Source organism: Pedobacter sp. MR22-3, assembly GCF_026240075.1.
Classification (GTDB): Bacteria; Bacteroidota; Bacteroidia; order Sphingobacteriales; family Sphingobacteriaceae; genus Pedobacter.
Map to the genome: position 1 here is coordinate 306,964 of NZ_JAPIVF010000002.1, position 26,705 is coordinate 333,668.

Sequence of the window (26,705 nt, forward strand, 5' to 3'; positions counted from 1 at the left end):
CCAATTTCACCTATCCTTTTCATTGAAGAATTGTCAATTAACCATTCAGTTGGTTAAACAATTTTTCATTCCTCAAACTTTACGCTGGTAAATATTACATTTGCAATATGAATACTGGCTTACAGCTTTATAATACGCTTTCACGTAAGAAAGAACTTTTTCAACCACTTAATGCAAACCATGTGGGCATGTATGTATGTGGCCCTACAGTTTACAGCGATGTGCATTTAGGCAATTGCCGTACCTTTATATCTTTCGATTTAATTTTCAGGTACCTTAAATATTTAGGTTTTAAGGTTCGTTATGTGCGTAACATTACCGATGCCGGCCACCTGGAAGGTGATCGCGATGAAGGGGATGATAAATTTGCCAAACGTGCTAAACTGGAACAGTTGGAGCCTATGGAAATTGTACAGAAATACACTTTAGGTTTTCATGATGTGTTACGCATGTTTAATACTTTACCTCCGAGTATAGAACCTACAGCAACCGGTCACATTATCGAGCAGATTGAAATGATTAAGGTTATTATCGCCAATGGTTACGGTTACGAGATTGGTGGCAATGTTTATTTTGATGTTGAAAAATACAGCAAGGAATATAATTACACCATCCTCACCAACAGAAATCTGGAGGATATGCTCAATAACACCCGTGAATTGGGTGGCCAGGATGAAAAACGCGGCCGTTTAGATTTTGCCTTATGGATTAAAGCAAAACCAGAAACCTTAATGCAATGGCAATCGCCCTGGGGTTTGGGTTTTCCAGGCTGGCACATCGAATGTTCAGCCATGAGCGCTAAATACCTGGGCGATGAATTTGATATTCACGGCGGTGGGATGGATCTTGCAGCTACACACCATACCAATGAAATCGCGCAATCTGAAGCCTGCAGCCATAAACAGCCTGCCCGTTACTGGATGCACACCAATATGCTTACGGTAAATGGTACACGGATGTCCAAATCTGCCGGGAACGGTTTTCTCCCTTTAGAATTATTCACTGGTGATCATCCGCTACTGAAAAAAGGCTATAGCCCGATGACGGTTAAGTTTTTTATGCTTCAGGCACACTACCGCAGTACACTGGATTTTTCAAATGATGCTTTGGATGCTTCTGAAAAAGGTTTCAGAAGGCTAATGGCCGCGATTAGTTTGCTGGATAAATTAACCGTATCCGACACAAGTGACTTTAATATAGAAGGAATCAAAGAGAAGTGCATCAATGCAATGAACGATGATTTTAACAGCCCGATTTTAATTGCCGAATTATTTGAAGCCGTTAGAATTATCAACACAGTATATGATGGAAAAGCCAAAATTTCTGCAGATCAGCTGGAGCAGTTAAGGCAATTGATCAACGACTTCGTTTTTGATATCCTCGGACTAAAAGATGAAGATGCCGGAAGTAATGATCTGAATGGTGTGTTGGATATGGTGATTGATCTGCGTACAGAGGCTAAGGCCAATAAGGATTATGCTACATCTGATAAAATCAGAATTGGTTTGCAGGAACTGGGCATTCAATTGAAAGATAGTAAAGAAGGAACAACCTGGAGTAAGGCATAATTAAGTCGGGAGTCTTAGGTCGGGAGTATGGCGTCTGCCTGATTAAATGGCCAGCTATAAAATTTACCAAATGAATAAAAAACTTTTAATCATCCCATTAATTGGATTTATGGCATTTCAGGGATGTAAAAACAAATCAAAAACTGAAGCTACTGAAAGTTCTTCCAGTGAGGAGATCAAATTGGTTTCGCCAGCATTTAATGCTGATAGTGCCTACGTTTATACCAGGGTCCAGGTTGATTTTGGTCCGCGTATTCCGGGTACGCCAGCGCATCAGAAATGTGCAGATTACCTGGTGGCTAAGCTTAAATCTTTTGGTGCGACAGTCAAAATAACAGGTGAAAAAACCAGGACTTACGATGGGAAAACTTTTCAATTGAAAAATATTGAGGCCAGTTTTAATCCGGAGAAGAGGGAAAGGGTGCTCATTACCGCACATTGGGATGCCCGTCCGTTTTCTGATCAGGATACTGATCCATCGAATCATGATAAACCATTTGATGCGGCGAACGATGGTGCCAGTGGCGTAGCCGTAATTTTAGAAATGGCTCGCCAGATCGAGAAAAAACAGCCCAATGTAGGTGTCGATTTTGTGCTGTGGGATCTGGAAGACTACGGTAAAGCAAATGATGAAACACCAGATGAGGTAACCTGGTGTTTAGGCTCTCAGTATTGGTCTAAAAATGCCATCGCAAAAGGCTATAAAGCCCGTTATGGTATCAATCTGGATATGGTTGGCGGCGGTAATGCACAATTTACGCAGGATGAAATTTCACGGCAGTCGGCACCGGCTGTGGTAAACAATGTATGGGCTATTGGTAATGAGATTGGCTATGGTTCCTATTTTGTAAATCTGCCCAGCGGAAAACTGGTTGATGATCATTTCTGGATGAATAAGGCTGGTGTACCTTCAATAGATATTATCCATTATAACGATAACAGTGGTTTTTATATCAACTGGCATACACAGTTGGATAACCTGGCCAATATTGATCGGAATACGCTTAAAGCTACCGGACAAACCGTACTGGAAACCATCTTTCGCGAAAAATAAATTGTGTAATTGTTAATTACTTTTAAAGTCAGCGAACTGATAAAATTTTATATTCGCACAACTATACTTAAACACATATAATGAAAACAATATTTTCAACAGCAATCGTATCACTTTTAGCGCTGAGTGCATTTGCGCAAAAAAATGATGGAACTACAAAATCTCTGGTTAATGCAGAAAAAGATTTCGCAAAATCGGTTGCAAAAAGTGGCGATAAAGATGCCTATCTGGCACATTCATTAGCGAGTGCTTTGGTGTTTCGACCAAATCCGGTTAATGTAAAAACATATTATAATGCCCAAACCAATAGCGAAAAATCAGTTACCTGGGAGCCTAACTTAGCGCAGGTTTCACACAGTGGTGATTTAGGTTTTACTACCGGTCCGTATATGGTTGATGGTGCAGAGAAAAAATATGGCCAATATTTATCCATCTGGAAATCAGAAAATGGTAAATGGAAGCTGGCTATTGATTTGGAAACCTCAAGCAACAAGCCGCTGGGTCAAACCGCAGCAAAATTTATTGAACCGAAAGATCATGTTGCACCCAAGTTTTTAAATGAAAAAGAAATTAAAGCCGGAAAGGATATTATTCTCACCACTGAGAAAACCTTGAATACCTTTTTAAAAACGCATGGTGTTGCGGCTTTTGGTGGTTTCTTGACAGATGATGCAAGAGTGCTATTCCCAGGTAATGACCTGATCACCGGGAAAGGTAAAATTGTTTCGTTTTATAACGGAATGATTAGTAAAATCAACCTGAAAACCACAGGCGTAGATAAAGCCTTGGGCAGTGATTTAGCCTATACCTTCGGAGTAGCCACCATAGATTATAAAGCAGATTTACGCGAAAGTTTTAATTACGTTTTCGTATATGAAAAAGCCGCTGATGCGAGCTGGAACCTGATTGTACAAGCATTTGTTCCCGCTGAAAGATAGTAACCTAAAATGTGAATTAAACGAGCTTTCTGTAAAAGGAAAGCTTTTTTTATTTCTAACGGGCGAAGAATGCAAACCTGTTATCCTAATTATTTTACAACTTAAATCCGGGTTTTACGTTTACCCTAAAAACAAAATTTATGCATAAAAAACTATTTATCCTATCTGCTATCATGCTATTGTTCTTTCAGGCGTCGGCACAAAAAAGGAAGTTTGATGTTCAGGGCAAAGCAGGAGCGAGAGGCATTATGCCCGAAAATACAATTGAAGGCATGTTGAAAGCCCTGGATTTAGGCGTAACCACATTAGAGATGGATGCGGTAATTTCAAAGGATAAACAGGTTGTTTTATCTCAGGAACCTTATTTTAACAATGAAATTTCATTATTGCCCAATGGCAAGCCCATTTCTTTTAAGGATCAGAAAAACTACAATATTTATCAGATGGATTATGCGCAGGTGAAAAAATTTGATGTAGGAAGTAAGATCCATGCCCGTTTTCCAGGGCAAATGAAATTCAAGGCTTACAAACCTTTGCTCTCCGAAACGATAGATGCTGTAGAAGCCTATGTAAAGGAACATCGCTTAGCCAAACCGGTTTACAGTATTGAAACCAAAACCATCAAAAATGGCGATAATGAATTCCATCCGGAGCCTGCAGAATTTGTAGAATTGATTATGGATGTAGTGAATGCTAAAAAAATCGCTAAAAGGGTAATCATCGAATCTTTTGATATGCGAACCTTACAATATCTACATGAAAAATATCCTAAAGTGAAAACTTCCTTACTCATTGATGAGAAAGAACCTTTTGAGGATTATATTGAAAAATTAGGTTTTAAACCTACCATCTATAGCCCATATTCGGTTTTGGTTGGCAAAGGCCTGGTAGATCGTTGCCATGAAATGGGTATTAAAATCATTCCATGGACGGTGAATACGGTTAAGGATCTGAAGTATTTTATGAGCCTGGGGGTAGACGGTGTCATTACTGATTTTCCCAATCTGATGCATCAGGTGAAATAAAATCCATAAAAAAAGCGATGATATCATCGCTTTTTTTATTCCTGTAATTTTCTAGTGGTGAGATGCCTCGCCCTCTTCAGCTTTTGAATGTGGTTTCTCCGTTTTCTCATGAGAAGTTGATTCTTCTGCATGATGAAAAATTGGTCTGGTGAATGCTACAAGAAGAATTAAAACAATAATCCATGCGGCTAAAGGTAGTGTCCAAATCCCTTTTGTTTCCAGAACCGGAGCGTGTGAATCGTGAGCTGACATATCTAATATTTTTGATTTTTAAATGAATGCTGTGATAAGTGTGGTAAAGATAATAACAAAAAATATAAAATAAAGATTTACAATGTGATTTGTCGTGCAGATAATTAATGCTTGTTCATTTTAAATGTAAATTAATTATCCGGCTGCCGGATCAGGAATGAAGCGCATAATAGATAGCGATTTTAACAGGTTTTGATCATTGTAGGATAGGGTTATATAATGACGACCTTTTTTAAAAAGCAGCTTTGTACCATTTGAATAGAAGCTGCCATCACTAAGTTTAGACTTTTTTACATTATACTTCTTAAATTTAGCCATGGCCTCATCGATTGTCGTTTTATTCAGTACCAGATTAAAAGGCAAGCCTGAAAGGATGAGATACCGATCGTCGGGAATACTGAACCAGATATCATTGACTGTCTTCTTATCTCCGATATTGGTGTAGACGCCTAAACCTGATGAGGTAATCCATTCTGCATATCGCTCTCCATCATTCTCATCATCTGTAATAATGGTTTTTGCATGTAAAGCTGCAGAAATTTTATCAGTGGTTTGTGGGAGAATAAATTCAGCATTTTTATCTAGTAAAGTGTTTAAGCCAGCATTTTTTTGAGCAAAAGCAGTTGCTAATAACAATTGAAACAGGATAAAAAGGGTGAATGCTTTGGTTTTCATCTGAATGTTTTTAGGATTAAACAATTTATGTTTAAAGATATCAAAATAAACAAATGATAAAAAGTACTACCTGGAAAATGAAAATTAAGAAGGTATTATGTTAAACCAAAGATGCTAGAAAAGATCTTTGATAATCTTCTCAATAGATAAGCCTTCTGCTTCCGCACGGTAATTGCGAACAATTCGGTGGCGAAGAATCGGTTCTGCAACCGCCTGAACATCTTCTATATCCGGAGCATATTTTCCCGTTACAGCGGCATGGCATTTCGCACCCAAAACAAGAAACTGTGAAGCCCTTGGACCAGCACCCCAACTGATGTATTTATTTACCGCCTCTGTTGCAAATTCACTATTGGGGCGGGTTTTCGAAGCCAGTTTCACTGCATATTCCAGTACATTGTCCGTAACCGGAATATTCCTGATCAGTTGCTGAAAATACTGGATATCTTCTGCATGAATGATTTTTTGTAAGGCTACGGTTTTGTTGCTGGTTGTGTTTCTAACAATGTTCAGTTCATCTGCGAAAGCAGGATAATTTAACTGAATATTGAACATAAAGCGATCCAGCTGTGCTTCGGGCAGGGGATAAGTACCTTCCTGCTCAATTGGATTCTGAGTAGCCAAAACAAAGAATGGTTTTGGTAAGGTATGGGTTTGGCCAGCGGCGGTAACCGATTTCTCCTGCATGGCTTCCAATAAAGCTGCCTGTGTTTTTGGAGGCGTTCTGTTAATTTCATCCGCCAGGATAATATTAGAGAAAACAGGCCCTTTGATAAATTTAAAGTGCCTGTCTTCTCCTAAAATTTCTGCGCCAATAATATCACTTGGCATTAAATCCGGTGTAAATTGAATCCGGTTAAAGTCCAGATCCAGTACTGCAGCTACAGTTTGAACGAGTAGGGTTTTAGCCAATCCGGGAACGCCAACCAGCAGACAATGTCCGTTACTGAAGATGGCGATTAAAACAGATTTGATGATTTCATCTTGCCCAACAACCACTTTACCAATTTCAGCTTTAATGTTATTGAAAGCCAGGTGAAGTGCGTTGACAGCTTCTACTTCATTTTTGTACTGCATTCGTTTTATTTTGCGGCTGTGGAGGTTTTAGTCCAGATTTTTAACTCATTACAAGTGTTGAATTCATCGTCAATTTTAATATAAGTGCTTTCACGACGTTTCTCAAACCATTCGCTTAATGTACGACTTATTTTGTCTTGTTGTGCAGCATCTCTGATTTTTGGAAAATCCTGCGCCATATTGGCTTTATGCGGTGGGATTTTCGATTTCAGGTATAGAATGCGATAACCTTGTTTCCCATCAGCACCGGTATATAAATTTGGTTTAGAAATACCGCCAATTTTCATGGTATCAATCACTAAAAATACAGAAGGTTCCAATTTATCAATCGGAATGAATGTACTTCTGGATTGAACATCTTCAGCATTCAGTTTCATTCCGCCATTAAACTTCGTTTCCTTATTGTCAGAGAATAAACTTGCAGCAGCAGCAAAGCTGATTTTCTTGGAAGAAATATTATTGTAAATACTGTCTGCATGAAGTTGCAAACGGGTTAAACTTTCTGGCGTGGTTGCAGGTCTGATCAAAATGTGGCGGGCATGAACCTGCTCACCTCTACGTTCGATGACCTGTAAAATGTGGAAACCAAATTCAGTTTCGAAAACAGGCGACATTTCGCCGGCTTTAAGTTTAAAAGCCCAGGCTGTAAATTCTTTCGCCATGGTACTCCGGTCAAAGAAGCCTAAATCACCACCATCAGCTGATGAGCCTGGATCTTCAGAATAGGTTTTAGCCAGAACACCAAAATCATCACCACCTTTTATTCTTAAACGAAGGGCTTCAATCTTATCATGAAATCTTTGTTTCTCTGCTTTGGTTAGTTTCGGGTCTAAGATAATTTCTCCAACTTCCACTTCAGTGTTAAATTCCGGAATACTATCGCCAAGGCTTTTGAAGTATTTTTCAACCTCCATTGGTGTGACATTAATGTTTTCGGTAATTTTTGCCTGCATTTTCTGAGCAATCAATTCATCTTTTACTGACGGTCTGATCTCATCTTTATACTGCAATACAGATTTGTTTAAGAACTGTTCTAAACGCTCTTGACCGCCTGCACGCTGCATACTGTAACGCATCCGTTTATTCACTTCATCATCAACCTGGCCATCCTCAACCATAACCGAATCGATTTCTGCCTGTTGCTTTAAAAGTTTCTGGGTAAGTGTGTTTTGTAAAATCTTACATTTAACATCCTCATTTGCAGGATTGCCCTGGTAAAGATATTGTGTGTATTGTTGATTTAAATCAGAAAGGAGTACAATGTTATTTCCTACAACAGCAGCAACTTTATCAATGTTATGTTTTCCCGTTTGAGCATAACTGTTTAAAAATAAGCAAGTTAATGCGGTTACTGCTAAAAAAACTTTTTTCATTCTATTATTTATATTTTGCAATTATTATACGTATTCAGTATCAGTTTTTAAGGTTTGGTGAGTTTTTTCAATTCGCTTTCATTCACCTTAATCTGATATTTTTGTTTCAGGCCTTTAAGCCATTTTTCTTCCAGGTCTTGCTGGTAATCTGCGATCACTTCGCCTCTGATTTCACTTAAAGGTGCATGATAGTTCTTTTTGTGATCCTGGTAAAAATCCCTGATCTCCTGTTCATCCTCCTGTGCCTTACTCCAGATTTTCTGCTCAGAAACATTAAACATTAAAACACCTTCGCGGTATTCGTTGAGCAAAAAGTCGTGGTTTTTATTGACCCCGTTATTTTTTTTATGGGTTTCCAACGCAGTTTCATAAGCCTTAATTTCTTCCAGGTATACCTGATTTTTATCCAGCCCCATTTCGCGGGCATCCAAAACTTTCAGTTTAAAATTTATATACAAGTTCAGATAGGATGCTAACTCAGCATAATCTGAACTTACGCTACCCTTGTGGCTTTTTTTATAAGCCCAGAGAAATTCCTTTGAACTTATGGGTTTAGCATCAATTACAGCAACGTTTTGGGCAAACGAATAACTGCAAATAAAGCCGAAAACGAATAAGCCATAAGCCTTTTTTACATGGAGCACTCTGTAAATTTTAAAGGATAAAAGTAACAATAAGCGGCGCTATTATAAGATATTTAACTAATTTTAACAGAAATTATTATCCTGCAAAAATACGAATGGAAAACCAGCTTACCAACAATGCGAACGCTTTACGTTTATTTTTTACTGAAGAAGTATTTTTAGTGAAAGATGAAAGTGTGGAAATATCGCATCATGTTGCTGCAGAGCCTGTTTTAGAGGAGGCTTCTGTTGTAAGTAAAGTAGATACTAATGTTGCTGTACCCTTGGTTCATACGGAAATTTCTTTGCCTAAGGATATCGAAATACCCAAAAACAAAACAGAAAACGGGGAAATTCTGCCTAATATAGCAGACTCAGCGACTGAAAAATCATTTAAGTTTTTAGGCGGAAATAAAAAATCAGTTTTGATTTTGGTGAATGATGGAACGAATGATGTGAGCACTGAACAGGGTAAAGAATTACTTCGGAAAATTGTAAAAGCTATAGATTTAGGAACTGCTGATTTTGCCTTGGTAAATTATGCTAATTATCCAGGCACTACCTTTGCATCTTTTCACCAGTTTTTCAAACCTGTAATTATGCTTTCTTTCGGTGTTGAAATTGCTGATTTACAATTGGAATACGAATGGCAAAATGAAATTATTAAACATGAAACTACTCGGATAATCTTTGCACCGAATCTGCACAATCTTGATGGTGATTTAGGTGCCAAGAAGCTGCTTTGGGCAAATCTCCAGAAAATTAAATAGTAACAAGTTGTTCGTATCGATTATCAAAATATTGTGTAAGTCAATTAATCAGGTTATTTTATAACATCAGTTGCACAACTTTATCAAAAACCTAACTACCTAAGCACTTAATCCTAATGCATAAACTCGTTTTCGCCACCAACAATCAACATAAAACAGATGAAATCCGCCTGGCACTTGCTGGCCAGTATGAAATTTTAAACCTGAATGATATTGGTTGTACTGAAGACATTCCGGAAACGGCCGATACTTTTGAAGGCAATGCCACACTAAAAAGCAGTTATGTGGTAAAAAATTTTAAACTTGACTGTTTTGCCGACGACAGCGGTTTGGAAATCGAAGCCTTAAACAATGAACCTGGTATTTTTTCTGCCCGTTACAGTGGGAGCAGAGATACGGTAGAAAACATGCAGCTGGTTTTACAGAAATTAAAAGGGCAGACCAATCGTAGGGCAAAATTTAAAACGGTGATCTCACTCATGATCGCTGGGCAAAACCATATTTTTGAAGGGGTAATTGAAGGAACCATCAGAGAAAGCTTATCAGGCATTAAAGGATTTGGCTATGACCCTATTTTTCAGCCGAATGGTTATGATATTACCTTTGCTGAAATGGAGATGGAGGAGAAAAACAAAATCAGCCATAGGGCCATTGCACTGAAAAAGATGATGGAGTTTTTGAAAGGATAATGGATCATTTAATCTAACCTAGAAGTTATTGTCTCACCAACCTGCCTAAGTTGGAGGCACCAACTGATAGATGGAAAATTTTGTTTAGTAGTACTTTTTCTCAGGTACATCTTAAACTTATAATTTTTGAATTACTTTCTTTAAAGAATCTGCTTTCGGTAAAATAGGTTTGATCCCAAAATTAGCCGTATCAGCTAATTTTCCAGCAGGCAAGTTTTTATTCAGGTTTAAATTTACTTCTTTACCAGTTTTAGCCGGCGAGGAAACGGCTTTACCAGGTGCGATAGTTTTACCTGCAGCATTCGGTTTTACAGGTGCGGTTGCTTTTGCTTTGGTTTTAGGTTTTGCCTTCCCTGATGATCCTATAGCGTCTTTTTTGGTCTTTGGACGTTCCTTGGGTTTCCATGAGAAACCTTTCAGTACCTTATCTTTAGAAACCTTACTCTCCGGATTTAAAGCACCTTCAACCCCTTTGATGTATACAATATCCTGAATGTCGTTCTCATTATCCTGAAAAATAAACTTAATCCGGCTACTGAGTGTCTGGTTCATTTCTTTATATACTTTTGTGCTGTCATCCTGCGTGTAATAAATACTTTCTGCATTACCATCCACATACATGGTTTTTAGTTTTCCCTTACTAAAAAAGCCAGTCATTAAACGCCCCTTAATCTGATTAAATCTTAATGAATCTTTAGGTGTATTCACTAAAAATGCATTTCTGATGGCCTGGAGGTTATTTAGTTTTTTATTCTTAAACTGCACATAAATGGTATCTGCAATTTGCTGCGAACCTTCTGACCAGATAATGGGGTTGACAAAACAGCGCAGGGTAGAATCGGCACTGGTATAAAATACGCTGTCTGTCTTGGCCTGGATATTTGTTTTAAAGATTTTAACACCATGATAAGCCTTTATAATCCTCGCCTGTAAGGTATCTGCCGGATTAAATTTTGTGGTATCATTTTTAGCCTGGCCGGGCTTCAAGGCCGATAGTACATTTTTACCGACTGTTTTAATATTGCTTTTATCAATTGTTTTAGCCAGGCTATCTGCTTTACCAGCAGCTTTTTTAATATTATCTGTTTTAATGGCTTTAGTTACTGTAGTGTCGGCCTTAATCTTGGGTAAGCTCTTCACAATACTATCTGCCTTGTCTTTTAATATATTTCCCTTCTTTAAACTATCTGTGTTTAACTGCGGTAATTTTTTAGACAGTGAATCTATAGGAACTGTTGTTGGTACACTGATTGGCACGGTGTTTTTTGTGTCTTCTTTAGGTTTGTTTTTAGCACGCTTATCATTTTTGGAAAGTTGATTTCTCCTGTCGCCAAGCTTACTTTCCGTGTTTTTTGCAGGCATTTCTTCAGGCGACTCTGCACCATCTTTTTTCCCTTCGTCTTCATCATCTTCCCCCACTTCATTGTCAGATTTTATCGAAATTTTGGGAATCAGTTTCAGGGTTTTCTGTAAAACCATTTGTGTTTCAAGCGTATCTGCACCCATCCATAAACTATCCGGGCGCTTTTTGTCCTTCACCATGACAGAATCTTCTGTGCCAATCCCCATGTAAGCATTGCGGGTAACCAATGTCCGTTGATCCGCTTTGTAGTAAAAGCCAAGATCTCCAAACATTTTCATTTTATCTTTGGTATCAGAAAACACAATATTTTTTACTGCCTTGCCATAGCCGATTTTACCATAGTAATATAAACTATCCCCCTTAAGTGATCTGGTGCCCTGTGTGTAAAGATTTTTTTTTCCGAAATAAGCATCTTCTGTAGTGGTGTTGTAGGCGCCATTTTCGGTGTAAAGATTATCGTCTTTCCCTTTGATATTTGTCGGGCCATAAAAATAGGTCCATTTGGTTTGCGTGTTGTACCGAAGCGTATCTGATTTAATGGTTACCTGAGGAGTTACCGCCACCACATTGTACCTGAAATAGGCATCATTACTTCCGCTAAAATAGTAGCCGTTTTTACTGGTCAATGTAACTTGTTGATTCACAATTTTACCGCCGCTGGTATAAGTTCCTATTTTGCTGACGGTATTATAATCTAAAATATCAGTCGTTAAAACCGATGTAGGATCAGTCATCCGAACATTTCCGGTTAAATGGGCCTGCTTTTTGTTTCCATCATATTGCAGTTGTTCAGAATAAATATTGGTGGTAAGCTGATTGATGTGCACATTTCTGTAAGCCTCGAAATAATTCCGCTTGTTGTAAAAAACCGCACTATCACAGGTAAGCGTGGCATTATCCTGCTGAAAAACCGGATTTCTAAGATATGTAATGCTGTTTTTCATATCTCCGTTAATTTTGGAGTATGAAACAATTTTAATCTGCTTTTGGCCGAATAGTAAAATAGGACTGATTAAAAGAAATATAAAAACAAATATTTTTTGCACCCTACAAAGTTAGTTTTTTGTTCCGAACGTTCGGAATACCAGTTAAAATTAAATATTTTTGGTGGATGTTACCCTTATCTCCATTTCAGGATTTTATCACAAAACACAAGTTGTTTAGCAGTGGTAACAAGATTCTCTTAGCCGTTAGCGGAGGAAAAGATTCTGTATTGATGTTGCATTTGTTTAAGGCGATAGGCGTTAATATTGGTGTGGCACATTGTAATTTTAATTTAAGGGGTGATGAAGCGCAACGCGACGAAAATTTCGTTAAAATACTTGCTGAAACCCTTGATCTTCCGTTGCATATAACGCATTTTGATACTAAAAAATATGCAGCCGAAAATAAAATTTCTACGCAGATGGCTGCCCGTTATTTGCGTTATTCCTGGTTTGAAGAGATCAGGCTGGCACATGAGTATGATTATATTGCTTTAGCACAGCACCAGAATGATGCCATTGAGACGGTGTTGATTAATCTGATTCGCGGAACCGGAATCAGTGGTTTGCATGGCATTCTACCAAAAAAACAACATCTGATCCGTCCGCTTTTGTTTTTAAGCAGGGAAGAGATTGATGAAATTGTAACAGCAGAAAATATTTCTTTTGTAGAAGACAGCTCTAACGTAAGTACGCACTATACCCGGAATAAACTGCGGCTACAGGTGATTCCGCATTTACAGGATATTAATCCCAACCTTGAGAAAACTTTTGCTGAAAATATGGCCCGCTTTACGGAACTTGAAAACTTCCTGGAACTGGAGGTGGCTAAACTCCGAACTAAATTAATCCACAAAAAGGTTGATGGCCTGTATATTGCCTTAGATGAAATTGCCAGATTGAATCCGCAAAAGCTCCTGTTGTATGAGTTGCTAAAACCCTATCATTTTACAGCCACTGTAGCTGAAGAGATTTTAGATAGTTTAAACGCAGTGAGCGGAACGCATTTTTTCAGTTCCACGCATCAGGCGATTATCAACAGGAACGATTTGGTGATTGTAGAAAAGCATGCCGGTAACCTTCTTAATCAGTTTGTTCATCCTGCTACAGCTAAAATTGATTTTGGGGATGCTACTATTTTTGTACACTATTCCACCGAAATAAAGTTTGAGGTCAATGCGGAGAAAGCATTCGTAAATGCTGATCAACTTATTTTCCCTTTGGTGATTAGAAATTGGCAAAATGGTGATAAATTTATTCCACTAGGCATGAAGATGTTTAAAAAGGTCAGTGATTTTTTTATTGATGAGAAAGTGCCGCTGCACGTCAAGCATAACACGCCCATCCTGGTAAACGGAAACGGAGATATTATCTGGGTTGCAGGTATGCGGCAGGATAATCGATATAAATTAACTACAGCAACAAAAAAAGTTGCTATATTCGAACTCGAAAATTATTAAGTGGAAAGCAAATACGCCTATATCGAAAAACAATACATTGGTCGGGATTATGTTCGCATTTTCATCAGGTTAATTATGGCCGCCTTCTGCTTTGCTGCTTATGTTTACGAGCGTGACCGCGATAATACGCAAGATCTTTTTCTGGTAGTGGGTTTTGGAATCATTGGTGTTTCCATGCTGTTGCTTTTCTTAATTCAGTATAAAATCATTGTGGATAACGGAAGTATGATACTGGATGGGTTGTGGACAACAAAACGCGTAAAGATTGATTTGAACAGTATTGTTGATGTGCGTAAGGCTACTTATAGCCGTTATTTTTTTAATAACCCGGTTTATAACCTGCATACCAAAGGCACCATCCGTTTTTACTCCTCTGGTAAAGATGCCGTAGTATTAACTGATCGCGATGGGCTGGAATATTTTATTGGCACCCAAAGACCAAATGAACTTTTTCTGGTGATTAAAGAGGAAATGAGAAATTTAAAATAATTAAATTGACGCATTAAACTGCTTATACTGATTGTGCTATAATTTTTTTTAGAAAACTTAATCTACGAATCTACGGCCTGACTGACCAAAGTTTTTATTGCAATACCCCGACACATATTATAGATTAAAATCGGCTACATTTGTGGCAACAACAACGCATTTATAAATGAAGATAGGAATTGTTTGCTACCCAACCTTTGGCGGTAGTGGAGTCGTTGCAACAGAGCTTGGAAAGGCACTTGCAAATGAAGGGCACCAGGTTCATTTTATCACCTACAGCCAGCCAGCCAGGTTGGATTTTTTCTCTGCAAATTTATTTTATCACGAAGTTTCCGTAAGAGATTACCCGCTTTTTGATTATGCACCATATGAATCTGCACTTGCCAGTAAACTGGTTGACGTTGTTCGTTTTGAACAGCTGGATGTGTTGCATGTTCATTATGCCATTCCACATGCTTCAGCTGCTTTTATGGCCAAACAGATTCTGGCCAGTTATGGTATCCATATCCCGGTGGTGACTACTTTACACGGAACAGATATTACGCTTGTAGGTAAAGATCCGACCTACAAACCGGTGGTTACTTTTTCTATCAACCAGAGTGATGGGGTGACTACTGTTTCGGATGACTTGAGGGAAGACACTTATAACCATTTCGAGATCAAAAAAGACATTAAGGTTATTCCTAATTTTATTGATTTCACCAGGTTTAGTTTGCAGGCTAAAGATCACTTTAAAAAGGCAATTGCGCCAAATAACGAGCGAATCCTGATTCATACTTCGAATTTCAGAAAAGTGAAACGCACCGCAGATGTAATCAGAATTTTCGAAAAAGTTCAGGCCGTAATTCCTTCGAAACTGTTGATGGTAGGTGACGGACCAGAACGTGCTTATGATGAACAACTCTGTCGAAATTTAAATATTGGAGAAAATGTACGATTTCTGGGCAAACAGGATGCTGTAGAAGAAATCCTTTCTGTTTCTGACCTGTTTTTAATGCCTTCAGAGTCTGAAAGTTTCGGATTAGCCGCACTGGAAGCTATGGCTTGTAAAGTGCCAGCCATTACTACAAATGCCGGCGGTTTACCAGAATTAAATGTAAATGGTTTCTGTGGTTATATGAGCGATGTTGGTGATGTAGATGCAATGGCTGCTAATGCTATTGCTATTTTAAAAGACGACGATACTTTAAAGCAGTTCAAAGAAAATGCTTTTAAAAGGGCGCAGGATTTTGATTTGAAAAAGATTCTGCCATCTTACGTAGAGTTTTACAGGGAAGTTATAGAAAATGCTTTACAGCATAGTAAATAAGTTTAATTGATCAAAAAAGTGAGTCGCTGGGTTGCCTGGCGACTTTTTTATGGATATAAATATTTGAAATCTTTTTCTGATGATATATTCGATATAGGAATAAAAATCTGTTGAACAAATTTATGACGTAAGGTTCTTATAAAGAAATCATTATCAAATTAAACTTTCTCAAAATCAAATCATTATAAATCGTACCTTTGCGCCAAATGAAAAAGATAGTAGATTACAGAAAGCTTTTGAACGTAGATAAAACGGCCGAGCTTGCAGCGCTTAAGTCGGTTTACCGCACCCTAATGAAAGAGTATCACCCTGATAAATTCCAGGTAGAGGAAGAGAAATTAGCGGCAGAAGCTAGAAGTAAAGAAATTATAGAAGCTTACCATTTCCTGGTAAGTATTGCACCGGAAACCCGTGAGCAAAACATTGAGACATATAACCATACGATAACAAATTCTAATATTTTAGATTTTGAGTACAAACAATCAGTTTTGAATATTCAGTTTTTTGATGGAAGTGCTTATGAATACTTTGATGTGCCCAGAGCCATCTACATTAAATTAGTGAATGCCGATTCTCCTGGTCGTTTTGCCCGTCGTCACATCTGTAATTCATTCCCTTATCGTAATGTGGCTAAGGTAGCAGAACCTGCTTAGTTTAAACTTAAAATATTGATTAGAGACCCGTTGAAAAGCGGGTCTTTTTTGTATTCAGAGTAACAGGGATATCAAGCATTAAGCCCTTGAATGAAGTTCAGGATGAGTAGGCTGTAGCGATTGTTTATAGAAAGCGTTTAATGCGGTTATTGTTTTACGGAGTCTTAAATGCACCAACTATGAACGGTCGTCCTCCCGAGCTTGATTCAGGATCTACTTGAAGGAACTTATTTATCAAACACCAAACAAACCGGTGCGCCAACATCAATCCTTTTTCCGCTATCCGTTAATTTACCTGTTTTAACATCTCTATTAAAAATCACAACGTTATTGGTATACTGATGGCCAACCAATAAAAATTTTCCACTCGGATCAATGGTGAAATTTCTTGGTCCTTTACCTAAAGTACTTAACGTTTCAATCCATTTAAGTTGGCCGTTGGGAAGAATAGAAAAGGCAGAAATACTATTGGCATCACCTCTGTTGGTTTCATAAAGGAACTTCCCATCTGAAGAAATATGGATATCAGCCGCATCAATAGCACCTGTAAAATCTTTTGCCGTGGTTCCGATCTCCTGTAATTTGTTTAAGTGACCATTCAAATAACTAAATGCGGTTATGCGCCCGTTAAATTCATGAACCAGGTAGGCGAATTTTCCATCCGGACTAAAAACAATATGCCTTGGGCCTGTACCTGCATTGGTTTTAATAATTGATTTCTCAACAAGGGTTTTGTCCTTCCCGGTTTTATTATAGCTGTAAATGTAAGTCTGGTCTTCGCCCAAATCATTTACCACTAAATACCGGTGGTCTGGAGTGAACTTAACCATATGCACATGTGCACTTTTTTGCCTGCCCTTAGGGTCAATACTCTTACCTGTATGTTGAATCACCTGAACGGCTTCACTTAAAGATCCATCAGTTTTACGCGAAAATACAGCTAAACTGCCGCCAGAATAATTTGCAATAATTACATTTTGCTCATCAATTGTAATGAAACATGGATCAGCCCCATGGCTATCTACCTTATTGATGAAAGTTAATGCTCCGGTTATGGCATCATATTTAAAGGCCGTAACAGCGCTGGTTTCACCAGTTTCATTTACAGCATATGCATATTTTTGATCAGCAGAAATAGCCAGGTAACTCGGGTTAGCCGTGCCTTTTGTGATATTTTTTAACGCTGTATTCCCTGCATTGGTATCAAAATCATAAGTGTAAATTCCTTCACTTTTACCAGGAGCGGTATAGGTGCCGATGACCAAGTTGTAATGGGTTTGTTGTGCAGTTGCAATGGTTGATAATAACGACATTAAGAATAATCCAATATATTTTTTCATAAGATGACCTGCTTTAGCAACAAATATGAGAAAAATTTGTTGAGGCAATTCCTAAATTAATTTAATGACAAACAAAAAAGGCAACCTTTACGATTGCCTTTAAAATTATTTTATTAAGTGTTTAATCTGGATCAGTTCATGATCTTCTAAATAACGCCATCTGCCACGAGGCAAATCTTTCTTTGTTAAATTGCCATAAACTACACGGTCTAACTTATCTACGCTATAACCTAGATGTTCGAAAATACGGCGAACAATCCTGTTTTTACCACTGTGAATCTGGATGCCGATTTCTTTTTTCGTTCCACCCGCTACATAAGAAATGTTATCCGGTTTAATCAATCCATCTTCGAGTTCTAAGCCGAAAGCAATTTTATTCAGGTCTCCCTGCGATAATGCTTTGTCTAGTTCAACATTGTAGATTTTAGTGATTCCGTTCTTTGGATGCGATAATTTATCAGCCAGTTCACCGTCATTCGTCATCAACAATAATCCTGTTGTATTGCGATCCAGGCGGCCAACCGGATAAATCCGTTCACGGCTTGCTTTGTCCACTAACTGCATGACGGTACGGCGTTCCTGCGGATCATCTGTCGTGGTAATATAGTCTTTTGGTTTATTCAGTAACACATAAACCTTTTTCTCACGCTTAAGCAGCTCGCCATTATAGCGCACAAGATCTTTCGAAGGATCTACTTTATGACCTAATTCCGTAACAGCTTCGCCGTTTACAGAAACTACGCCGGCAGCAATAAGTTCATCAGCCTTACGGCGCGAGCAAATCCCTGCATTGGAAATATATCTGTTCAGGCGAATTAAGCCTTTATCTTCATTTGTTTTACGTGCTGGCGCAATAACAGTTCGCTCCGGACGGTTAAATTCGGTATCTCTTGGTTGTGTTTCTTCACGTTTTCTAAACGGACGAGTGTCACCTTCTCTTGGTTCTCTAGGTTTTACATCTCTTGAACTTCCGGCACTTGGCTTAAAGTCATCAGTTCTTTCACCTCTCGATTTATAATCTCTGTATCCGCCTTCTCTGGGTTTGAAGTCGCGTTCTCCACCTCTTGATTTAAAATCCCTGTCGCCAGTTCTCGGTTTAAAATCTCTCGAATCTCCATCCTTAGACTTGAAGTCGCGTTCTCCTGTTCTTGGTTTATAATCTCTTGCTCCACCATCTCTTGATTTAAAGTCTCTGTCACCCGTTCTCGGCTTGTAATCTCTTGATCCACCTTCCCTGGGTTTGTAACTGCGTTCTTCTTTTGCTCCGGTGTCTTTAGATTTAAATTCACGATCGCCAAATTTAAAGCTTTGTGGCTCTGCATCTTTTGATTTGAAATCTCGCCCGCCTGTTCTTGGTCTGGAATCTTTTCTGTCGCTAAATGATTTTGATTTAAAATCTTTACCCTCTGAACTTCTAGGTCTGAAGTTGTCTTTTGAATCGGATGATTTGTTGAATTTGTTGTCTCTGTCGTCTGATCTTTTTCTGTCAGATCCGGCTGAATTACTTCTGCCATCAGTTTTCCGGCTACCCGGTTTGGACTTGTCATCCCGACTGTTCCTGTTGTTTTTATTTATCATGATACGCTTTTAACCGCATCCTGAAATGCGGGTTGCAAATTTATGAAAAATTGATGAGTATTACAATATTGAGTAGGCAGAAAATCAGATAAAAAAATAGCCTCTAATATAGGTAATATCGGTCAAAATTCAAAATTTAAAATCCACGTTTAAAGCACTTTAGCGCCTGTTTTTTGAGCTTAATTGTGTAACTGTTTGATAATGTGCTTATTATTTTTTAGCTTTGCCGACGTTTTTATATAAGTTCACCAAAAAAAGGAGGAAAATGTTAAAGAAACACATCGTACCAATTGCGGTAGTGGTTACACTATTTATCTTGGCAAAAGTGTTCGCTTACCAAATGCCCTTAGCACAAAAAAGTCTTTTAAAAAAAGAACAATTACACACTACAATACCAACAACTCAACGCCTGAAAGTTGAAAAAAAGGAGGTTAAGCCTCAATCTTTAATGGCTCAGTTGAATTTCGCGGATGAAACCCTGCCTTTAGGCGATAAAAAGGTGGAACGCAAAATGAAAAAAATCCTTGCCGCACACACTTACGGCAACACGCAGACAAATCGTTTGCATAAAAAGGCAAAAGAATGGTTTCCAGTGATAGAGCCGATTCTTGCTGCTTACGGAATTCCTAATGATTTCAAATATTTGGCTTTGGTTGAATCTGGAATGGCAGCTGGCGTATCTCCAAAAGGTGCAGCCGGAATATGGCAGTTTATGCCAGGCACTGCACGTTCATATGGTTTAAAAGTAAATGCTGATGTAGATGAACGCTATAATTTGCGTAAATCAACCATCGCAGCCTGTAAATACATTAAAGAAATGTATAAAGGTTTAGAGAGCTGGACATTGGTGGCTGCGGCCTATAATGTTGGTGACGGACGTTTACGCAGGCAAATCAGCAATCAAAATCAGGATAATTATTATAAAATGAGGCTAAACCGGGAAACCGGCCGCTACGTTTATCAGGTGATCTCGATGAAACAGATTGTGGAACATCCGAAACGCTACGGATATCAGAAAAAGCGTGTGCTATTGGCTTACAACGCCGAATAATATAATTAAGATAAAGACAAGCATTTGGTAAGGCGCTCCGATTTCTGAATCGGAGCGTTTTTTTTGAAGATAATTACAAAGATTTTTTGATTTCACAGATTTCGGTGTGAGTGTTTGTAGTGATATTGAATAAATCACTGACCATCAAATTGTTTTTTTAAAGTTTAAAGCGCCTTCTAGGTTAGTAATGAACCAATTATTAATGAGATAAAGTTTCTTTGCCTAGGAAGCACAAACTTCCACGGAATTATTTTTTAACTTTCTAAGTCTATCGCCCAATTTCTCCGATCGCCGTTCTAATAACGAATAAATGATTTTGAGCCATAAACGGATTTCTTCAGTGTGTTTACTACCACCCTAAACTTCTAACCCTTAAAAAAAATATTTTAAACAATCAAACACCCATTGGTTGAAGCTTGTTACTTCTAACGCCTAACGCCTAACGCCTAACGCCTAACGCCTAACGCCTAACGCCTAACAACTTTTCAACTCAAATCCTTTTCTTTGCACTATGTTCAAGCTTCGCATCCATAAAATCATCAATCAACCTGGTGATAACCTCACATTTCAATTTGAAGAGGTAGATCAGTCATATCCTGAATATCTGGCCGGTCAGTTTGTTTCATTGGTATTTGAAGGAAAAAATAGAGAAGTTCGTAGATCATATTCATTCAACAGTTCACCTGATGTGGATGAACCGCTGGCCATTACAGTTAAAAGGGTTGAGAATGGAGAAATATCTAGATTTTTGCATCATAAAACCGCTGTAAATGATGTGTTGTTTGCTCAGGAGCCCCAAGGATTATTCAGCTATTTACCTGATGAATATGTAGAACGGGATCTTTTTCTGTTTGCTGCTGGTGTGGGCATTACACCTTTGTTTTCCATTTTAAAAACAGCATTGGTAAGAGAGAGAAATTCACTAATCACACTGGTGTATAGTAACCGATCAAAGGAAGATGCCTTATTTTATAATGAGCTTTTAGAATGGCAAGCACGGTACCCAGAAAGATTAAAAATCGTGTGGATTTTTAGCAATAGTAAAAACCTGATGACTGCCCGCTTAAATAAGTTTTACATCGAGCAATTAATTAAAACACATTTACATTTCGATCGCAAACAAGCGCTATGCTATACCTGCGGGCCTATAATATATATGGATTTATGCAGGATTACTTTGCTGGGGATGGGATTCGATTTAAAACAGATCAAAAGAGAAACATTCGTTTTACCAGAAGATGAAATGGATGAAGACGATAGTTCAGAAAAAGTAGTAGATAAAAGCACCTACTCGGTCATCTTGAATTTCAATGGCGAAACGTATAATCTGGCAGTTCCCTGGCCAAAAAGAATTTTAGATGTTGCCCTTGAACATAAAATCAAACTCCCTTATAGTTGCAGGGGAGGTGTATGCAGCACTTGCGTAGCTACCTGTACCAAAGGAAATGTTCGCATGGATTATAATGAAGTACTTACGGATGAAGAAATAGAAAAGGGTAGGGTGTTGGTTTGCACTGGTCACCCAACAGAGAATGGAACCACGATAGAGTGGTAGGGTTTAATTAGTCTACTAATCAGAAAAACCGTTATTAGTTTGATGGTTTCAGCATCCAACACTACTTAAATATTCATCAGCTGCCATAACCGGGATGGTGGAATACTTAAAATCTTTTCCATTTCTGGTGATGATGATGTTGCAACCTGATTGAATTGCTGTGAAATACTGTACAGCATCTTCAAAATCTTTAAAATTTGAATTTAATCCTTTATCAATTATTTCTTCGTTAACCTCGCATACTTTACAAAGAATTTTAAATTTTCTTAATTTGTTCAATACAGATTCTGAAGGTTCAAACTTAGTTAAAACGTATTCAACAGTTGTAAATGATAATGGAGATGCCATTAAAATGATTTTTTTCTGATCAGCCAGTGTGGCAACTTTAGCAATTGAATCAAAAAAAGGAACTCTTTCAGCCAATAAATCCAATATGACGTTGGTATCTAAAAATATTTTGGTCATTTATGCTTTTCGTCTAAGTAATCTGCACGATCTTTTTTATAGTCATAATCAGCAGGGATTTTAACACCAGATGTCAGACTCTTCACAAAAGGTGAAATCTGTAATTCATCATTATCCTGGTTGGAAGTTAAGGAGTTAAGGTAATTTTCAATTAATTTGGACAAACTTAATTTTTTATCTGAAGCATATAGCTTAGCCTTTTCAATAATTTCCTGATTGAGCTTTAATGTAAGTTTAATATCCATAGCTAATATTTGTACGTACAAATATATGTATTTATAGACGTATCAAAATATTTCATAATACTTTAATTTTATTTTTCTTTTTAAGAAAGAAATTAAAGTGCAGATCTGATAGCGATTTAACAAATTACAAAACCATCAATCATTCACTAACGTTTATATGGTATGATGAAAACTTTATTAACGTTTGTTTTTTCTTTTCTGTGTTTTCATCTCCTTGCGCAAGATTCCCTTATCATTAGAAATGAGTCTGCCAATAAAGAATATATCAATCTTTACAAAGAAAATGCTGATTTCTCTTATACTGCTCCGGCCGGAGAATTGGGAGCGCCATCTAAATATGTCATTAATGGGAGGTTGACCACTACCTATATGTTGGTTGGAACTTATAAATCACCCATAGCCTTCGCCATCATTCCAGATTTTACGGTTCGGGTCAGAAATGAGTTTTCTGCAGGCGTACGTACGCCGAGTTATCGCCTTGGCGGTGCCTTATATGCAAGGCTAAATGCCAATCCGGAAAATTATCAATATGGAGAACTTGCTTTTACCCATCATTCTAATGGCCAGGATCAGGATGCTTTAAATACCGATGGCTCAGTAAATACGTTAACGGGGAATTTCAATGCCAATTATTTAACGGCATCTTATCGTTTCGGACATTTAACGGAAACAGATGCAGATGAAAGTTATTATTCCTTTAATCATCGGGTAGGTTTACAGTGGTATAAGTTTTTCAGGTATGAACCTGCTTTGGATCTGGGCTTTGGATTCACGAGAATCTTATACAATTTCTCCTGGCGAAAATATGGACTGATCGAAAGACATGCGAGAAATAAACTGAAAGTTAAAACCGAGAAAGAAACCTGGCGTTTAAATGCTGAGGTTTCCTATGCAGTGAATAAAATCCCTGCAAAGAATTTAGCGAATCTTCAAAAGCGGTTAAACGCCGAAATTAATTTTAATTATAGTCTTCCATTTATGAATAACGTCTTTCTAATGGCTGCAGTTGGCTATTATGGTGAAGATAATTATAACATCTATTTTCAGGATCATTATGGTTATCTGCGTTTTGGTTTATCATCTGGTTTCCTTCGGAATAGAAGCAAGCATTATGACAATTAATCCTTAATACAGTTTGAGTTACACTTTCATTTTGATAAAATTTTTAGCATTTTTGCGGATTGAAATTTGGCTATTTTATAAGCTGAATTTTTCCTCAACTTTTAAATAAAATATGAGCAATAAATCTATCGACCTTGGCGAGCAAAAAGATGTAGAAGTATACGGTGCGAGGGTACATAATTTAAAAAATATAGATGTTAGTTTCCCACGGAACCAATTGGTGGTAATCACTGGTTTAAGTGGCAGCGGGAAATCTTCTCTGGCCTTCGATACCATTTATGCTGAAGGCCAGCGCCGCTATATGGAAACATTTAGTGCTTACAGCCGCCAGTTTATGGGTGGGATGGAGCGCCCGGATGTAGATAAGGTTTCGGGTTTAAGTCCGGTGATTGCCATTGAACAAAAAACAACCAGTAAAAACCCACGTTCAACTGTTGGTACCATTACGGAAATTTATGACTTCATGCGTTTGCTATATGCCCGTGTGGCGGATGCTTTTTCATACAATACCGGGGAGAAGATGGAGCGGATGAGTGAAGATCAGATTCTGCAGAACATTTTTAATAAGTTCGACGGTATGGCCGTAAATATCCTGGCGCCGGTAGTAAAAGGCAGGAAGGGACATTACCGGGAGCTTTTTGAGCAAATCCGTAAGCAAGGCTATGTAAAGGTTCGTGTAGATGGAGAAATCAAAGATATTACGGCCAAAATGCAGGTTGATCGTTATAAAATCCATGATATTGAAGTGGTGATTGATCGCCTGATTGTTGATGATAAAGATAAAAAGCGTTTGTTGGATTCTGTGCAAACGGCCATGAAGATGGGTAAAGGTGTGATTAAAATTACTGATAAGGATAATCATGTTGCCCATTTTAGTAAGTTTCTGATGTGTCCAACTACGGGGATTTCTTATGATGAACCGCAACCGAATAGCTTCTCGTTTAATTCACCTTATGGAGCCTGCGACCGTTGTGATGGTTTAGGTTATATTTTTGTGGTGGATAAGGAATCAGTGATGCCCAATCCTAAGCTGAGCATTCTGAATGGTGGCCTGGCACCGTTAGGCGAATATCGGGATATCTGGATGTTTCAGGTATTGAAATCACTGGCCAAAAAATACAGCTTCTCTTTATCTACGCCGATAGAAAAATTGAGCGATGAAGTCATCAATATTATTTTAAACGGATCGCCAGATCTGATTAAGGTAGAAGTGGAATACAATAAATGGAACGTTCAAAACTATAACATTACTTTCGATGGCATCATTAAAATGCTGGAAGAGCAGAACGAAAAGCGAAGCGAGTCTGCATCTGATGATATGGATGCTTTCCGCAAGTTAAAAACCTGTCCGGAATGCCATGGCGCCCGCTTAAAAAAGGAAAGTTTGCACTTCAAAGTTGATGGTAAGAATATTTTTGAACTTTCTTCCATGGATATTAATAACCTCTTCCAGTGGTTTGAACATGTTGATGAGCGTCTTACCGATCGCCAGAATATCATTGCAAAAGAAATTTTAAAAGAAATCAGAGCCCGGATTGGTTTTTTAACGGATGTAGGTTTAACTTATTTAACACTAGATAGAACAGCCCGTACCCTTTCTGGTGGCGAGGCACAACGGATTCGTTTAGCTACTCAAATTGGCTCTCAGTTAATGAATGTCATGTACATTTTGGATGAGCCCAGTATTGGTTTGCACCAGCGTGATAATGAGCGTTTAATAAATGCCTTAAAAAACCTTCGAGATCTGGGGAACACCGTTTTGGTGGTAGAGCATGATAAAGATATGATTCTCGAAGCTGATTGGGTAATTGATGTGGGGCCTGGAGCAGGTATTCATGGCGGAACAGTAGTAGCAGAAGGCACTGCGGCACAAATTTTAAATTCTAACACCTTAACTGCAGCGTATTTAAATGGTGATAAGAAAATTGAGACGCCAAAGGTTCGGAGAAAGGGCAACGGACATAAGTTATCTATTACCAAAGCTACCGGACATAATTTGAAAGAAGTTTCTGTTGATTTTCCGCTGGGCAAATTTATTGCCGTAACCGGAGTTTCGGGTTCAGGAAAATCGAGCTTAATCACCGAAACCTTATACCCGATTCTGAATCATCATTTTTTCAGGGCGAAAAAGACACCACTTCCATACGAGAAAATCACAGGGTTAAAGGAAATTGATAAGGTGATTGAAATAGATCAGGCACCTATAGGCAGAACACCGCGTTCTAATCCTTCTACCTATACGGGCGTTTTCTCAGATATCAGGAACCTTTTTGTGCAATTGCCTGAAGCAAAAATCCGGGGTTATAAACCCGGTCGCTTTTCTTTTAATGTAAAAGGAGGAAGGTGTGAAACCTGTCAGGGAGCCGGTCTAAAGGTGATTGAGATGAATTTCTTACCTGATGTGCAGGTGCCATGTGAAGAGTGTGGCGGTAAAAGATATAACCGTGAAACTTTAGAGGTTCGTTTTCGTGGCAAATCGATTAGTGATGTGCTGGATATGAGTATTGAAGATGCCTGCGTTTTCTTTGAAAATATTCCGATCATCTACAGGAAAATAAAAACCCTGAAAGATGTAGGTTTAGGCTACATCACTTTGGGACAATCATCAGTCACTTTATCGGGTGGGGAAGCACAAAGGGTTAAACTGGCCACCGAGTTATCAAAAAAAGATACCGGAAAAACATTCTATATTTTAGATGAACCTACCACCGGATTGCATTTTGAAGATATTAATGTGCTTTTAGGTGTATTACAGGAATTGGTGGAAAAAGGAAATACCATTTTGGTGATTGAGCATAATCTGGATGTAGTTAAAGTGGCTGATTGGGTGATTGATTTGGGGGAAGAAGGTGGAGCAGGCGGCGGAAGAATCTTATTTGAAGGTACTCCGGAAGGCTTAATTCAGAATCCGATTAGCTTGACTGGAAAATTCCTGAAAAAAGAAATGGAATTCGATGGGCATAAGTTTGAAGTCGAGCCGGTAGAAATGAAGAAACCTAAAAAGACAAAATCGGAGAAAAAAAATTAAACCCGCCAGATTTGATACTT

At 38.2% G+C, this 26,705-nt stretch carries 24 protein-coding genes; 14 read left to right on the forward strand and 10 right to left on the reverse strand.

Translation table 11 applies throughout. The features are described from left to right. The first annotated feature begins 107 nt into the window (after nt 1-107). The 4 genes from cysS (at nt 108) to OQ267_RS05060 (ending at nt 4,585) form a co-directional block, all read left to right on the forward strand. Complete coding sequence (gene cysS / locus OQ267_RS05045; protein ID WP_265835117.1) at nt 108-1,568, forward strand: cysteine--tRNA ligase; 1,461 nt, start codon at nt 108-110, stop codon at nt 1,566-1,568. 70 nt (nt 1,569-1,638) lie between these two features. After that, nucleotides 1,639-2,622 (forward strand): M28 family peptidase, encoded by a 984-nt coding sequence (locus OQ267_RS05050; protein WP_265835118.1) that lies wholly within the window; start codon nt 1,639-1,641, stop codon nt 2,620-2,622. A gap of 80 nt (nt 2,623-2,702) precedes the next feature. Next, nucleotides 2,703-3,560 (forward strand): DUF4440 domain-containing protein, encoded by an 858-nt coding sequence (locus tag OQ267_RS05055; RefSeq protein WP_265819889.1) that lies wholly within the window; start codon nt 2,703-2,705, stop codon nt 3,558-3,560. 140 nt (nt 3,561-3,700) lie between these two features. Further along, nucleotides 3,701-4,585 carry a glycerophosphodiester phosphodiesterase family protein gene (locus tag OQ267_RS05060; RefSeq protein WP_265835119.1) on the forward strand — a complete coding sequence of 295 codons (885 nt, stop codon included), beginning with the start codon at nt 3,701-3,703 and terminating at the stop codon, nt 4,583-4,585. Between the two features lie 51 nt (nt 4,586-4,636). Here the strand turns inward: OQ267_RS05060 and OQ267_RS05065 are convergent, their stop codons facing one another. The 5 genes from OQ267_RS05065 to OQ267_RS05085 form a co-directional block, all read right to left on the reverse strand. After that, the gene (locus OQ267_RS05065) at nt 4,637-4,837 is read right to left on the reverse strand and encodes a hypothetical protein (protein ID WP_265835120.1); all 201 of its coding nucleotides are present in this window, start codon (nt 4,835-4,837) and stop codon (nt 4,637-4,639) included. 135 nt (nt 4,838-4,972) lie between these two features. After that, complete coding sequence (locus tag OQ267_RS05070; protein WP_265819887.1) at nt 4,973-5,512, reverse strand: hypothetical protein; 540 nt, start codon at nt 5,510-5,512, stop codon at nt 4,973-4,975. Nucleotides 5,513-5,626: 114 nt separating this feature from the next. Beyond that, complete coding sequence (locus OQ267_RS05075; protein WP_265835121.1) at nt 5,627-6,589, reverse strand: AAA family ATPase; 963 nt, start codon at nt 6,587-6,589, stop codon at nt 5,627-5,629. Between the two features lie 5 nt (nt 6,590-6,594). After that, the gene (locus tag OQ267_RS05080; RefSeq protein ID WP_322974778.1) at nt 6,595-7,962 is read right to left on the reverse strand and encodes a peptidylprolyl isomerase; all 1,368 of its coding nucleotides are present in this window, start codon (nt 7,960-7,962) and stop codon (nt 6,595-6,597) included. A 47-nt stretch (nt 7,963-8,009) separates the two neighbouring features. Then, the gene (locus OQ267_RS05085; protein ID WP_265835122.1) at nt 8,010-8,606 is read right to left on the reverse strand and encodes a hypothetical protein; all 597 of its coding nucleotides are present in this window, start codon (nt 8,604-8,606) and stop codon (nt 8,010-8,012) included. A 95-nt stretch (nt 8,607-8,701) separates the two neighbouring features. Between OQ267_RS05085 and OQ267_RS05090 the strand changes: the two genes are divergently transcribed. Together OQ267_RS05090 and OQ267_RS05095 are read left to right on the forward strand one after the other, a co-directional pair. Further along, nucleotides 8,702-9,355: a hypothetical protein gene (locus OQ267_RS05090; protein ID WP_265835123.1), complete on the forward strand. Its 654-nt coding sequence runs from the start codon at nt 8,702-8,704 to the stop codon at nt 9,353-9,355. 116 nt (nt 9,356-9,471) lie between these two features. After that, on the forward strand, nt 9,472-10,044 hold the full coding sequence (locus OQ267_RS05095) for a non-canonical purine NTP diphosphatase (RefSeq protein WP_265835124.1): 573 nt from the start codon (nt 9,472-9,474) through the stop codon (nt 10,042-10,044). A gap of 117 nt (nt 10,045-10,161) precedes the next feature. Here OQ267_RS05095 and OQ267_RS05100 read toward each other — a convergent pair whose 3' ends face one another. Next, nucleotides 10,162-12,351, reverse strand: coding sequence for an OstA-like protein (locus OQ267_RS05100; protein WP_416348654.1), 2,190 nt, complete (start codon nt 12,349-12,351; stop codon nt 10,162-10,164). Between the two features lie 167 nt (nt 12,352-12,518). On the opposite strand from OQ267_RS05100, the gene tilS reads away from it, so the two are divergent. From tilS to OQ267_RS05120, 4 genes are all read left to right on the forward strand, one after another. Continuing rightward, entirely contained in the window at nt 12,519-13,850 is a 1,332-nt protein-coding gene (gene tilS / locus OQ267_RS05105; RefSeq protein WP_265835126.1) for a tRNA lysidine(34) synthetase TilS, read from the forward strand. Continuing rightward, entirely contained in the window at nt 13,851-14,339 is a 489-nt protein-coding gene (locus OQ267_RS05110; RefSeq protein WP_010601266.1) for a hypothetical protein, read from the forward strand. A 166-nt stretch (nt 14,340-14,505) separates the two neighbouring features. Continuing rightward, nucleotides 14,506-15,648 carry an N-acetyl-alpha-D-glucosaminyl L-malate synthase BshA gene (gene bshA / locus OQ267_RS05115; protein WP_265819881.1) on the forward strand — a complete coding sequence of 381 codons (1,143 nt, stop codon included), beginning with the start codon at nt 14,506-14,508 and terminating at the stop codon, nt 15,646-15,648. Between the two features lie 206 nt (nt 15,649-15,854). Then, on the forward strand, nt 15,855-16,301 hold the full coding sequence (locus OQ267_RS05120) for a KTSC domain-containing protein (protein WP_088301882.1): 447 nt from the start codon (nt 15,855-15,857) through the stop codon (nt 16,299-16,301). A gap of 227 nt (nt 16,302-16,528) precedes the next feature. On the opposite strand, the gene OQ267_RS05125 is transcribed toward OQ267_RS05120, so the two are convergent. Together OQ267_RS05125 and OQ267_RS05130 are read right to left on the reverse strand one after the other, a co-directional pair. After that, nucleotides 16,529-17,641 carry a lactonase family protein gene (locus OQ267_RS05125; protein ID WP_265835127.1) on the reverse strand — a complete coding sequence of 371 codons (1,113 nt, stop codon included), beginning with the start codon at nt 17,639-17,641 and terminating at the stop codon, nt 16,529-16,531. Nucleotides 17,642-17,746: 105 nt separating this feature from the next. Continuing rightward, nucleotides 17,747-19,219, reverse strand: a complete 1,473-nt coding sequence (locus OQ267_RS05130; RefSeq protein WP_265835128.1) for a pseudouridine synthase — start codon at nt 19,217-19,219, stop codon at nt 17,747-17,749. Between the two features lie 265 nt (nt 19,220-19,484). Here OQ267_RS05130 and OQ267_RS05135 point away from each other — a divergent pair, with 265 nt between their 5' ends. Beyond that, nucleotides 19,485-20,270 (forward strand): lytic transglycosylase domain-containing protein, encoded by a 786-nt coding sequence (locus OQ267_RS05135; protein ID WP_088301885.1) that lies wholly within the window; start codon nt 19,485-19,487, stop codon nt 20,268-20,270. 511 nt (nt 20,271-20,781) lie between these two features. Then, complete coding sequence (locus OQ267_RS05140) at nt 20,782-21,825, forward strand: ferredoxin--NADP reductase (RefSeq protein ID WP_265835129.1); 1,044 nt, start codon at nt 20,782-20,784, stop codon at nt 21,823-21,825. Nucleotides 21,826-21,873: 48 nt separating this feature from the next. Here the strand turns inward: OQ267_RS05140 and OQ267_RS05145 are convergent, their stop codons facing one another. Both OQ267_RS05145 and OQ267_RS05150 read right to left on the reverse strand, forming a co-directional pair. After that, nucleotides 21,874-22,290 (reverse strand): type II toxin-antitoxin system VapC family toxin, encoded by a 417-nt coding sequence (locus tag OQ267_RS05145; RefSeq protein ID WP_265835130.1) that lies wholly within the window; start codon nt 22,288-22,290, stop codon nt 21,874-21,876. Beyond that, the gene (locus tag OQ267_RS05150) at nt 22,287-22,535 is read right to left on the reverse strand and encodes a DUF6364 family protein (protein WP_265819876.1); all 249 of its coding nucleotides are present in this window, start codon (nt 22,533-22,535) and stop codon (nt 22,287-22,289) included. Before OQ267_RS05150 ends, OQ267_RS05145 begins: the two co-directional genes overlap by 4 nt. A gap of 162 nt (nt 22,536-22,697) precedes the next feature. Between OQ267_RS05150 and OQ267_RS05155 the strand changes: the two genes are divergently transcribed. Further along, nucleotides 22,698-23,657, forward strand: coding sequence for a hypothetical protein (locus tag OQ267_RS05155; protein ID WP_265835131.1), 960 nt, complete (start codon nt 22,698-22,700; stop codon nt 23,655-23,657). A 112-nt stretch (nt 23,658-23,769) separates the two neighbouring features. Next, nucleotides 23,770-26,685 (forward strand): excinuclease ABC subunit UvrA, encoded by a 2,916-nt coding sequence (gene uvrA, locus OQ267_RS05160; RefSeq protein ID WP_088301890.1) that lies wholly within the window; start codon nt 23,770-23,772, stop codon nt 26,683-26,685. Nucleotides 26,686-26,705: the final 20 nt, after the last annotated feature.